The organism is Pseudomonas sp. HP_08, from assembly GCF_055284095.1.
The window spans coordinates 475788-488045 of the sequence record NZ_JBTOQC010000012.1; the positions used below are offsets into that span (position 1 = coordinate 475788).

Sequence of the window (12258 nt, forward strand, 5' to 3'; positions counted from 1 at the left end):
ATTTCACTCGGCGTCAGGCTGAGCCGGCCTGACGCCGAGGCTCTCGTACAGGCGCAGCAGATACCCGTCCGGGTCCGCGACGACAAACTGCCGGTTGCCGCTCTCGTTCAGGCCATCACGGTACCAGCGCTCCTCTACCGGCAAAAACAGTTCGATCCCGTGCCGCTTGAGCGATTCCAGCAACGGCGCCACGGCCGTGACACGAATCTGCACATTGAGCCCCTTGCCAAAGGGGTAGCGATCCGGGCTATGGCCGTCATCGAACGTACGCCCGGCGCCGATCTGATCGATCATCAGCTCGGCCTCACCCAGTTTCAAATAGCAAAAACCCTCTTCAGGGCGCTCGTACACGCAGGTAAAACCCAGAATGTCGCAATAAAACCGCCTGGAAGCGCGCCAGTCGGAAACGGAAAACTCGGGAACCAAAGCATTGCCCATGAGTGAAAGACCCTTTTCAAAACACCCGTAATGCGCTGAATTCTACTGTGCAGTTCCTGGACACTGCACTGTCCAGTTGTTCACCTCCTGCACACTCAACCTGTGGCAACCCCAATAAATCCGGGTTGGCACAGCTCCTGCTGAGCATCCCTCAATCAGCAATACCACGCCGCCCTGCGCGGCTCACATAACAAGCACAACGAGGATGCCTCATGTCTGATACGCAAACCCTGCTGCCCAAACCATTGTGGAACGAGCGCCTGTTCAACGGCGCCTGGGTCGCAGGACCGTTGACGCCCAGCGATGTGATCGAGCCGGCCAGTGGCGCCACGCTGGGTCGCATTGGCCTGGCCGATGCCGACACCGTGGCCCGTTCGGCTGTGGCAGCCCGTGAAGCACAGGAAGGCTGGTTCGCCCAGCCCTATGACGAGCGTGCCCGCGTGCTGCGTAAAGTCGCGCAACTGGCCGAGCAGCATTTTGATGAAATCGTTGAGTGGATCGTCCGTGAAAGCGGTTCGACCCGGCCCAAGGCGGCCTTCGAAACCAGCCTGACCATCAAGTCCTTCTACGAAAGCGCCGGCCTGCCTTCGCGCAGCCAGGGCGAGGTATTGCCGACCTCACCGGGCCGTCTGAGCCTGGCGCGTCGCCGCCCGCTGGGCGTGATCGGGGTCATTTCGCCGTTCAACTTCCCGCTGTACCTGGCTGCGCGCGCCGTGGCGCCGGCGCTGGCAGTGGGCAACAGCGTGATCCTCAAGCCCGATCCACGCACCGCCGTCTGTGGCGGTCTAGTGCTGGCGCGGCTGTTCGAGCTGGCCGGCTTGCCAGCGGGCGCCTTGCATGTGTTGCCGGGCGCAGCCGAAGCCGGTGCGGCGCTGGTGGCCGAGCCGAATGTGGCGATGATCCAGTTCACCGGCTCCACCGGTGCAGGACGCAAGGTCGGTGAAGCCGCAGGCCGGCACCTGAAAAAAGTGTCGCTGGAGCTGGGCGGCAAGAACTCGTTGATCGTGCTGGACGATGCCGACCTGGACACCGCACTGGCCAACGCGACCTGGGGCGTGTACCTGCACCAGGGGCAAATCTGCATGTCGACCGGCCGTTTGCTGGTGCAACGCGGCATCTACGATGCGTTCGTCGAGCGCCTGACCGCCAAGGCCCGCAGCCTGACCGTGGGCGACCCGGCACAAGGCGAAGTGCACCTGGGCCCGCTGATCAATGCCCAGCAGCGCGACCATGCCTACAAGGTTGTGCAAGCCGCGCAACAGGCCGGCGCACGCCTTGAAGCCGGTGGCGAGTACGACGGGCTGTTCTTCCAGGCCACCGTGCTCAGCGGTGTGCAACAGGACAACCCGGCCTTTCATGAGGAAATCTTCGGCCCGGTCGCCGTCGTCGTGCCGTTCGACACCGACGAAGACGCCATTCGCCTGGCCAACGACACCGAGTACGGCCTGTCGGCCGCGGTGATTTCCCGCGATGTCGGGCGCGCGCTGAAGCTCGGCGAGCGGCTGCGCACCGGCCTTTTGCACATCAACGACCAGACCGTGAACGACGAAGTCATCAACCCGTTCGGCGGCGTCGGCGCTTCCGGCAACGGCACCAGCATTGGCGGCCCGGCCAACTGGGAAGAGTTCACCCAATGGCAGTGGCTGACCCTCAAGGGCGACGCCCCGCTGTACCCGCTTTAAGTATCCACTGGACCCGCTCAATCACCCGCGTTAACCAAGAGCACAATAATAATGAGCACTACTTTTCGAGCCATCAAAGCTGCTGTTACCCGCACCAAAGGCGCGCCATTCGTAATCGAAGCGGCGCGTATCCGCGAACCCAAGGACGATGAAGTGCTGGTGCGCATCGTCGCCACCGGCATGTGCCATACCGACATGATCGTGCGCGACCAGTATTACCCGGTGCCGCTGCCGGCGGTGCTGGGCCATGAAGGCTCCGGCGTCATCGAAGCCATCGGCCCGCAGGTGCGCGACCTGGCCGTCGGCGATCATGTGGTGCTGACCTACGGCTACTGCGGGCATTGCAAGCCATGCGGTGGCGGTCATGCCGCTTACTGCCAGGAGTTTTTCGGGCGCAACTTCAGCGGTGCCGACCCGCACGGCCAAAGTGCGCTGGAAGACGAACGCGGCGAGAAGCTGCATGACCACTTCTTCGCCCAGTCTTCGTTTGCAACCTACGCCATCAGCCGCGAGAACAACGCGGTCAAGGTGCCCAAGGAAGCCCCGCTGGCGCTGCTCGGCCCGTTGGGTTGCGGCATCCAGACCGGCGCCGGTGCGGTGATCAACTCGCTGAAAGTCACGCCCGGCAGCAGTTTTGTCGCCTTTGGTGCCGGTGCCGTGGGGCTGTCGGCGGTATTGGCGGCCAGGGTGGCCGGCGCTTCGGTGATCATTGCCGTGGACGTGGTGCCGTCACGCCTGGAACTGGCCCTGGAGCTGGGCGCGACGCACGTGGTGAACAGCAAGGAAAGCGACGCGGTGGCGGTGATTCGTGAAATCACCGGCGGGGCGAACTTTGCCCTGGAGTCCACCGGCCGCCCGCAAGTGCTGCGCCAGGCCGTGGACTCGCTGGGCAGCCTCGGTTGCGTGGGCGTGGTCGGCGCGCCGCCGCTGGGCACCACCGCCGAGTTCGACGTCAACGACCTGTTGCTCGGTGGCAAGAGCATCCGCGGCATCGTCGAGGGCGACAGCGTGCCGCAACAGTTCATCCCGCAACTGGTGGAACTGCACCTGCAAGGGCGGTTCGCCTTCGACAAGCTGGTGAAGTTCTACCCCTTCGAGCAGATCAACCAGGCCGCTGAAGACAGCGAAAAAGGCATCACCCTCAAGCCCGTGCTGATGATCGGCGCCTGACGCAGCACCGCCGTCACGGCTGCGCGGTTAAATGCGCGCCGTGACGGCACCCCATTCCAATTAAAAAAATAACAGGAACCCATCATGCACGTTCGAGCCCTCCAGTCTTCCGCTCTGGCGGCCAGCCTGTTGCTGTCTGCCAAGGCCTTTGCCGTCGACGTCAACGCCGGCGACTACACCGCCCTGCCCCCCGGCACCAGCGTCGCCGCCTGGTATCAGCAATACAGCCGTTCCAGCAGCTTCAACCCCGACGGCGGCGGCACGGTGTCGGATAACACTCACCTGAAAAGCAATATCAGCATCTTGCGCCTGATCCACTTCACTGAAATCGCCGGCATCACCGTCGACCCACAAGTGTTGCTGCCGTTCGGCCATGTGTATGGGGCGAAGATCGGCGGCCAGTCGCTGGGCAGCGCCAGCGGCATGGCCGATCCGATCTTTGGCGCGACCTTCTGGCTGGTCAACCAGCCGGGCGCCGGCAGCAGCGGGCGCTATTTCGGCGTGACCCCGTTGCTGTATGTGCCGTGGGGCAGTTACCACAAGGGCGACTCGCTGAACCTGGGCGAGAACCGCTACAAGTTCGACCTGCAACTGGGCTGGGTCGAGCCGCTGTGGGGCAAGACCTCGCTTGAGCTGTACGGCGACGCGGTGCTGTACGGTGATAACGATGACGCCGGCAGCGGCAATCAGACGCTTGAGCAAGACCCGACCTATCAGGTGCAGGCCAACCTGCGCTACGACTTCAACCCGACTCAGCGCATTGCGCTGGGCTATTCGGCCAGCACCGGCGGCAAGCAATTTATCGACGGTGACTACATTGGCCAGAAGACCGAAGTGCAGCAGGTCCGCGTCGAGTTCCAGCAAATGGTTGCCCGCAACGTGCAGCTCAGTGCGCAACTGACTCACGATGTGCAGGCCGAAGGCGGCTTTCGTGAGGATGTCGGTATTAATCTGAGGGCGCTGCTGCTGTTCTGATCGATCACTTGCGAGGCTTTACATAAGTGGCTGCGCGGGGTTTTACTCAGCAGCCACGACTAATAAGAATCAGGGTGCCTTGATGGATAGCTTGCTGCTGACCGATCCCCAGCGCCTGGCCGGCGCCCGCCGGCGTTTGTTTGAAGGCGCGCCACTGCCGGCAGGGCTTTTGCCCGAGCCGGTTGCCCGCTCGTGGGAGCGCTCGCGCGATGCCGGGCTGAGCCCGTGGGAAGCGCGCCTGCATCGTCCCGATGTCACCCTGTTCGATCTTGATGACAGCGACCGACAGCTGGGCGCCTGCGTGCAGCCGGAAATCGAGCGGCTCTGGCAAGTGTTCGGCGGCCAGTCGTGGACGCTGTTCTGCGTCAACACCCGTGGCGTGATCGTCCAGGCCCGGCATGCCGGGTCCACCGATGCGCTGGAACCGTTGCAGATCGGCCGCCGCGTTCACGAAGCCGACATCGGCACCACGGCGCCCAGTTGCACACTCGCTGAAGACCAGCCGGTGGTGCTGCACGGCTGGCAGCATTACCTGAGCGAATTCGAGCGTTTCTTCTGCGTGTCGATGCCGGTGCATGGCGTGCACGGCGAACTGATCGGCGCGCTGGACATCACCGGTATCGGCGAGCGCAATGCCCAGGCCGTCCTCGACCAGCTACGCCTGGCCGCGATGGCCACCGAAAACCGTTTGTTTGCACACCTGGGCGATTGCCGGATTCTCAGCCTGCAACACGACCCGCGCCTGATCGGCACACCGTTGCAGGGCTTGCTGGCCCTGGACGGCGACGGCCAGATTCGCGCCGCCAACGCTACCGCGCGGCGGCTATTGGGCATGCCTGCGGGACTGACGCACTGGCAGCAGTGTTTTACCCGCGATCCGAATCTGGATGCGCAGCGCCACACGCCAGGCCTGGTGCAACTCAACGACGGCTCATGCCTGTACGCCCACGCGTTGGGCGCACGACCGCGCAAAACCTCTGCGCCCTACCGCAGCGATCAGTCGCCGCTGGGCCGCGATCCGCAACTCAACCGCCAGTTCGAGGCGGCGCGCAAAGCCTTTGGCGCCAGCATTCCGGTGCTGCTGCTCGGCGAAACCGGTACCGGCAAAGAAGTCTTTGCCCGCGCCCTGCATGAAGAAGTCTGCCCGGACGCACCGTTTGTGGCGATCAATTGCTCGGCGATTCCGGAAAGCCTGATCGAGGCAGAACTGTTCGGCTACAGCGACGGCACCTTCACCGGCGCACGCAAGGGCGGCGCCAGCGGCCGGCTTGAAGAGGCGCACGGCGGCACCCTGCTGCTGGATGAAATCGGCGATATGCCGGCGCCGTTGCAGACCCGTTTGTTACGGGTGCTGCAAGAACGCCGGGTGTCCCGCCTGGGCAGTTCCGAGAGCCGGCCGCTGGACGTGCGCCTGATCAGCGCCACCCATTGCGACCTGCCGGCGCTGATCGGCGAGCGACGTTTTCGTGAAGACCTGTATTACCGGCTCAACGGCCTGAGCGCCCACTTGCCGGCGCTGCGCGAGCGCAAGGACCTCAATCATCTGATCGACACCCTGCTGCGCCGTCACGGCAACAGCCGCCTGCACCCGGACAGCCTCGCCTGCCTGCTGACCCAGCGCTGGCCGGGCAATATCCGCCAACTGGAACAAACCCTGCGCCTGGCCAGCGCACTGGCCGAAGACAGCGCCGAAATCCTGCCTGAACATTTATGCGGGCTGTCGCCGGCTACGGCGGCGCCCGCCTCATCACTCAAGGCGGCGCAGCAGCGAACCATCGAAGAAACCTTGCAGGCCCACGGCGGCAATATCTCCGCCACCGCACAAGAACTGGGAATTTCACGCACAACGCTCTACAAGAAATTACGCAAGTAGGAGCGCGCTTGCCCGCGACCGAGTGCGTCAGCGCTCGCAAAATCCCGGAAACGCCACGAAACCCCAGCACTGCCAACCTGTCCGTTAACTGACACTCCGCTCTCGCGAGCCAAAGAAGCGGCCATCCACCGCCCCCCACAAATACGATCTACCAGATAGCCCTGCATCGTGTTCGATAAGAGTGCCAGGCCCTACGCCACATACGGTGAGTAATCGATAAACCCCTTCGCGCCACCGCCGTAGTACGTCTCCCGATCCGCCTCGGCCAGCGGCCAGTCGTTTTCCAGGCGCGCCACCAGGTCCGGGTTGGCGATGAACGGCTGGCCAAACCCGGCCAGGTCGATCAACCCGGCATCGAGCCATTGCTGGGCGCGTTCGCGGGTCAGGTCGCCGGCCAGGATCAGCGCGGTGTTGCCCAGGCCCTTGCGGCAGTTGCCGAGCAAGGTGTCCAGCGCTTCCTGCTTGGCCACGGCATTGTCAGGCTTGAAGAAGAAATGCGTCTGGTCCATCACATGCACATACGCGATGCCGCGCTCGCCGAGGCCGGCACACAGGGCGCTGTAGGTTTCGTCGATCTGCGGATACAGCGGCATATCGAACAACTGCCCGTACGGCGAGATACGAATCCCGACCTTGTCCTTGCCGATGCGCTGGCTTACCGCATCGACCACTTCAAAGACAAAGCGCAAGCGGTTCTCCAGCGTGTCGGCACTGTAGCGGTCGCTGCGATCGTTGACCTCAGGGTTCATGAACTGCTCAAGCAGGTAACCATTGGCGCCATGAATCTCGACGCCGTCGAAACCGGCCTCGATAGCATTCGCAGCCGCCTGGGCGAAGTCATTGACCACCCGCCCGACGTCTTCGGTGCTCAACGGCCGTGGCTGTGAGGTCGGGACAAAACCCGGCTGGCCTTGCTCGTCGTAACCGAACGCCACGGCACCCCGCGCAGGCTTGCTGCTGGCGCTCACAGGGGCTGCGCCGTCGATCTGGATCGAGGTGTGCGACACACGCCCCACATGCCACAACTGGGCAAAGATCCGCCCGCCGGCGCTGTGCACCGAATCGGTGGTCAGCTTCCAGCCTGCAATCTGTTCAGGCCTGAAAATGCCTGGATTGAACAGATAACCCTGGCCTTCGCGAGAGATCGGCGTGCCTTCGGACACGATCAAACCCGCTGTGGCGCGCTGGGTGTAATACAGCGCGATCTGCTCGGTGGCGATGTCATCAGGCGCGCGGGAACGGGTCATCGGTGCCATGACCACGCGGTTGCTGAGTGAGGTGCTGCCAAGTTGAAACGGGGCAAAAAGACTCATGAAAACTCCAGAGTGAAGGTCGAATGCCGGCAACTCATACCGTTGTGCCAGGCTTTGACGTAGCCTATTGCAGAACTCAACGTCGATTTCGGACATAAATGACCTTGTGACCGGAATCAGATTCATCAATAAGGCTTGCCATGTACTCTTCCGAACGCCTCAAGGGCCTCGATGTTTTCGTCACCGTCGCTGATATGGGCAGCTTTGCCAGCGCTTCCGAACGCCTGAACCTCACGGCCTCGGCGGTCAGTAAAAGCGTGGCGCGGCTGGAGTTGCGACTCGGCGTGCGCCTGTTCCAGCGCACCACGCGGCGCTTGTCGCTGAGCGAAGCGGGGCTGACCTTTTACCGCACCTGCACCGCCGTGCTGTCTGACCTTGAAGAAGCCGAGCTGAGCCTTGCCACCGAACACAGCGAGCCGCAGGGCAAGATCAGGATTGATCTGCCGGCGTCATTCGGGCGCCTGCATGCGCTGCCGCTGATCCTGGATTTCGTTCGCGCGCACCCGCAGTTGCTGCCACACATTTCGTTTTCCGATCACTTTGTCGACCCGGTGCAACAAGGCATCGACATCGTGGTGCGCATCGGCGGCCCGGACAGTTGGCCGGCTGCGCTGGGCCATCATTTTCTCGGGGCGCAGCGGCTGATCATGTGCGCATCCCCTGCCTACCTGGCCGAGCATGGCGTGCCGTTGAACGAGCGTGACCTGGAGGATCATCACTGCATCGCCTATGCCCACACCGACGGGTTGGTCGCGCCGTGGTATTTCAAGGGCCGTCAGCCGGGCGAGATGGAACGACGCACTCCGCAGCCGCGCATTGCGGTGGGCGACGGTGAAGGTGAAGTGATTGCGACCCTGGCTGGCCACGGCATTGCGCAACTGCCGACCTGGCTGGTGCAGCGGCATCTGGAAGAAGGTCGTTTGCTTGAAGTGTTACCGGCGCTGGCCACGGACGGGCTGCCGATGAATATCGTCTGGCTGAAAAATCGTGAAGGGCTGGCGAAAGTCAGTGCCTTGCTGGCGCATCTGAAACAGCACCTGGCGCCTGATGGCCGTATCGACTGAGAGGATTTGAAGCAGGAAGGATAAAAAATGGCAGGGGCGGCTGGATTCGAACCAACGCATGGCAGGATCAAAACCTGCTGCCTTACCGCTTGGCGACGCCCCTGTATTGCTGCGAGTGCATGGCACTCGTTTGACGCTTTGCAGAACATTCCCGCAAGCCCTGTTGCAGTGCTGTGCTGGAATGGGCCGCAATTTAACAACTTTTTTTACATCTGTGAAGCCCTGATGTAATAAAAAATTACTTTTAAAACAGCTGGTTACTGATTGATCAGGATTTTGGCCGCCAGAATTGGAAAAGCCGGATAAAAAAAGGCGCGGCATAAGCCGCGCCCAAGGCCGTACCAGTCGAGCCATCGCCCCGGTACGGTATGCACTTAATCGATGTTGAATGTCCGTGCCGCTACGTTATGCGCCGCCTGCGAATAGATCCAATAGATAGTTTTTTGACCTGAAAATAAGGCACCTCTATAAAACAACGGGCATGCATCTTGCTCGCGCCGCTGCATCGGTCAGTACGGTGGGAGGTTGGGTAACATGGGCATGATGCTGGAGAGCAAAGAGCTGGACTGCATGGCCGAAATCATCTGGCGCCTGTGCGAATACAAGGGCAAGCCCGATGCCCGCTCTGCCGTGTTACAGCTGGTCGCGCAGCTCTTGCAGGCCGATTACGCGGCCTCGTTTGTCTGGGACGAACACCAGCAGCGCTCCACCCGCCGTTGCTCGGTGAATATCGATGACACGCACCTGAACGCCTACGAGGCGTTTTTCCACCAGGTCGACCTGGTCACGCCGGCCATGCGCCCGCTGGGCGAGGCGACCAATGTCGACCGGGTCATTCAACGCAGCACCTTGCAGCACAGCCAGTTCTACTGCGACTTTCTGCAACCGGCCGGCATGCACCACGGCATCAATGTGTATTTCTTCGATCAAGGCCGCGATGTCGGTGATCTGCGCATCTGGCGCGGCGCGGGGAATCCGGCGTTTGCCGAGCGTGAAGAGCGGATTCTCAAGGAGCTGACACCCTATTTCATCAAGTCGCTGGCCCAGGTCGACTGCGCCGGCGCCCGCTTGTCGCAACGCGAGGCGGATGTCGCGCGGCTGGTCGCAAACGGTGCAAGCGACAAGGAAGTCGCACGCCAACTGGGCATTGCCTTCACCACCGTGCGCACTCACCTGAACAACGCCATGAACAAACTGCATTGCACCAATCGCACCCAGCTTTCCCGGCACTTTTGAGGCGCCCTCCTCATTCTTGAGGAGTTTCAACACGTCCCCTGCCCGATAAGGTTTTCGGTAACGGCACTACCGCCGCACAACCGGAACGAGACGGGCCATGCACTACTCACGATGGATAAAAGGCGCGCCCCTGGCGCTGGCCGCCACCACCACACTGGCGGCCAATGTGCCCCAGGACCTCACTGAACTGACCGGCAGCGAAGCCGCCGCCATGGTCTGCGCCCGCACGGTCAGCAGCCGCCAACTGGTCGAAGCCTTTCTGACGCGTATCGACAGCCACCGCCCGCTCAACGCCTTTATCGCCGTGGATGCAGACCATGCCCTGGCGCAGGCCGACGCCTACGACCAGCGCCTGGCCCGTGGCGAAGCCTGCCTGCCACTTGGTGGCGTGCCCATTGGCATCAAGGACAACATTCAAGTCAAAGGCTTTGCCAATAGCGCCGGCACGCCGGCCCTCAAGGGCTTTTACCCCGCCAGCAGCGCGCCGGTCGTCGAGCGCTTGCAGGCCGCAGGCGCAATCATCGTCGGCAAGACCAACATGCACGAACTGGCCTTCGGCGCCTCGGGCTATAACACCGCCTTTCACATGCCGGGCACGGTCGGGGTACGCAATGCCTATGATGCGAGCCGCATTGCCGGTGGCTCGTCATCAGGCAGCGGCAGTGCGGTCGGCGCCCGGCTGGTGCCGCTGGCGCTGGGCACCGACACCGGCGGCTCGATACGCCAGCCCTGTGCCCTGAATGGTTGCGTCGGCCTGCGCCCCACGGTTGGACGCTACAGCCAGCATGGCATTACGCCGATTTCGCCCACCCGCGACACCGCAGGCCCCATGGCCCGTTCGGTCGAGGATGTAATCCTGCTCGACCGGGTGATCACTGGCGATCAACCGCTTGCCGCACCGTTGCCAACGCAGATTCGCCTGGGCGTGGTCAGCGAGTTCTGGACCGACCTTGCCCCTGAAGTCGAACAGCAGGCGCGCGCGGCACTGGCGCAGCTGCAACAGGCCGGCGTCACCCTGGTGCCGGTGGCGCTGCCCGGCATTCATGAACTCAACGCACGCATCAGCATGCCCGTCGCGCTGTATGAAGGGCGCGATGCCTTGCAAGCCTGGCTGCAAGACCAGCACACCGGCGTGTCGCTTGAAGAACTGGCCCGGCAGATTTCCGGCCCCGACGTGAAAGGCTTGTTCGAGCACTTCATCATGCCGCGCAAACTGCCGCACCCGGATGGCCGGGTCACCGACCTGACACCGGCGTATCGCTGGGCGATAGACACCGGCCGGCCGCAGCTCATCCAGCACTACCGCACGCTGCTGAACAGCCAGAAACTCGACGCCCTGGTGTTCCCGACCACGCCGGAGCTGGCCATTGCCAGCAACCCGCAGGCCACCAGCTTCGACGCCTTTGCCCGCATGATCCGCAACACCGACCCCGGCAGCAACGCCGGCTTGCCGGGCATCAGCCTGCCCATCGGTCTGGCCGGTACACCTGCGCTGCCGGTTGGCCTGGAACTCGACGGCCTGCCGGGCAGCGATGCACGGTTGCTGGCCATCGCCCAGACCCTGCAAAGCCTACTGGGCCGCCAGCCACTGTCGCGCAACTGAACCCGCCAACACTCAAAAGAGAGCGATCCATGCGAGCAATGTTCTGTGCATTGACCCTGCTTTGCCTGTACAGCGGCTTTGCCAGCGCCTACGTGATCACCACCGAGCCGGGCGACAATGCGCCGTTGCCGGAGGGCACAAATCTGGGCGTGATGTATTACCAGCACGCTGAGCGCAATGAGCTGCGGGTCGACGGTCACAAGGTGCCGGGCGACTTTCAGCTCGACAGCGATATCGTACTGGCGCGCTACGTGAAGTGGACCTCGCTGGCCGGCTTTCTGGTCACCCCGCAGGTGATCCTGCCGTGGGGTCACCTGAAGATGAGCGGCGATAACAGCCGCTCCGAAAGCGCCTTTGGCGATCCGTTCATTGGCAGCGCCATCTGGCTCTACAACGACCCCGACAAGGAACGCTATTTCAGCATGGGCGCCTTCGTCGGCCTGCCACTGGGCCGTTACGACGGCGATCAGGGCGCCATGAACATCGGCGAGAACCGCTTCAAGGGCGTGCTGGAAGTCAACTATGTACACGCGCTGATTGCGCGCACGCTCTACGGCGAAATCACCTTTGAGCGCGACTGGTTCGGCGAGAACGACGACTACCTCGGCGGGCGGCTCAAACAGGCGCCAGTCTTCGAAGTGCAGAGCCACCTGCGTTATGTGCTCAACCCGACTAACCAGTTGGGGCTGACCTGGATTCACACCACCGGCGGCGAAAACCGCTTCAACGGCCAGGCGCTGGACGACAGCCTCAACGGCAGCCGCTTTCTGCTGACCTGGTCGCATTTCCTGACCCCGAAAACCCAGCTGCAAACCCAGGCCGGCCGCGACCTTGAGGTCGATAACGGCCCCAGGGAAAACCTGCGCCTGAACCTGCGCCTTGCCTATCTGTTCTGACCGGAGAA

10 protein-coding genes and 1 tRNA gene are annotated in these 12258 nt (G+C 62.8%); 8 read left to right on the forward strand and 3 right to left on the reverse strand.

What is annotated here, in order from left to right:
* Positions 1-3: 3 nt before the first annotated feature.
* Positions 4-438 carry a bleomycin resistance protein gene (locus tag ACYAS9_RS13725; RefSeq protein WP_463568836.1) on the reverse strand — a complete coding sequence of 145 codons (435 nt, stop codon included), beginning with the start codon at positions 436-438 and terminating at the stop codon, positions 4-6.
* A gap of 212 nt (positions 439-650) precedes the next feature.
* On the opposite strand from ACYAS9_RS13725, the gene ACYAS9_RS13730 reads away from it, so the two are divergent.
* The 4 genes from ACYAS9_RS13730 (at position 651) to ACYAS9_RS13745 (ending at position 6138) form a co-directional block, all read left to right on the forward strand.
* The gene (locus ACYAS9_RS13730; RefSeq protein WP_463568837.1) at positions 651-2120 is read left to right on the forward strand and encodes a benzaldehyde dehydrogenase; all 1470 of its coding nucleotides are present in this window, start codon (positions 651-653) and stop codon (positions 2118-2120) included.
* 51 nt (positions 2121-2171) lie between these two features.
* Positions 2172-3290 carry an NAD(P)-dependent alcohol dehydrogenase gene (locus tag ACYAS9_RS13735; protein WP_463568838.1) on the forward strand — a complete coding sequence of 373 codons (1119 nt, stop codon included), beginning with the start codon at positions 2172-2174 and terminating at the stop codon, positions 3288-3290.
* Between the two features lie 84 nt (positions 3291-3374).
* Positions 3375-4265 carry a transporter gene (locus ACYAS9_RS13740; RefSeq protein ID WP_463568839.1) on the forward strand — a complete coding sequence of 297 codons (891 nt, stop codon included), beginning with the start codon at positions 3375-3377 and terminating at the stop codon, positions 4263-4265.
* Positions 4266-4347: 82 nt separating this feature from the next.
* Positions 4348-6138 carry a sigma-54-dependent Fis family transcriptional regulator gene (locus ACYAS9_RS13745; RefSeq protein WP_463568840.1) on the forward strand — a complete coding sequence of 597 codons (1791 nt, stop codon included), beginning with the start codon at positions 4348-4350 and terminating at the stop codon, positions 6136-6138.
* A gap of 191 nt (positions 6139-6329) precedes the next feature.
* Here ACYAS9_RS13745 and ACYAS9_RS13750 read toward each other — a convergent pair whose 3' ends face one another.
* Complete coding sequence (locus ACYAS9_RS13750) at positions 6330-7451, reverse strand: alkene reductase (RefSeq protein ID WP_463568841.1); 1122 nt, start codon at positions 7449-7451, stop codon at positions 6330-6332.
* Positions 7452-7591: 140 nt separating this feature from the next.
* Between ACYAS9_RS13750 and ACYAS9_RS13755 the strand changes: the two genes are divergently transcribed.
* On the forward strand, positions 7592-8515 hold the full coding sequence (locus ACYAS9_RS13755) for a LysR family transcriptional regulator (protein ID WP_463568842.1): 924 nt from the start codon (positions 7592-7594) through the stop codon (positions 8513-8515).
* 28 nt (positions 8516-8543) lie between these two features.
* On the opposite strand, the gene ACYAS9_RS13760 is transcribed toward ACYAS9_RS13755, so the two are convergent.
* Positions 8544-8618, reverse strand: a tRNA-Gln gene (locus ACYAS9_RS13760).
* Between the two features lie 431 nt (positions 8619-9049).
* Here ACYAS9_RS13760 and ACYAS9_RS13765 point away from each other — a divergent pair.
* From ACYAS9_RS13765 to ACYAS9_RS13775, 3 genes are all read left to right on the forward strand, one after another.
* Positions 9050-9751 (forward strand): helix-turn-helix transcriptional regulator, encoded by a 702-nt coding sequence (locus tag ACYAS9_RS13765; protein ID WP_463568843.1) that lies wholly within the window; start codon positions 9050-9052, stop codon positions 9749-9751.
* A 97-nt stretch (positions 9752-9848) separates the two neighbouring features.
* Positions 9849-11354 carry an indoleacetamide hydrolase gene (gene iaaH, locus ACYAS9_RS13770; protein WP_463568844.1) on the forward strand — a complete coding sequence of 502 codons (1506 nt, stop codon included), beginning with the start codon at positions 9849-9851 and terminating at the stop codon, positions 11352-11354.
* Positions 11355-11383: 29 nt separating this feature from the next.
* Entirely contained in the window at positions 11384-12250 is an 867-nt protein-coding gene (locus ACYAS9_RS13775; protein ID WP_463568845.1) for a transporter, read from the forward strand.
* Positions 12251-12258 lie beyond the last annotated feature (8 nt).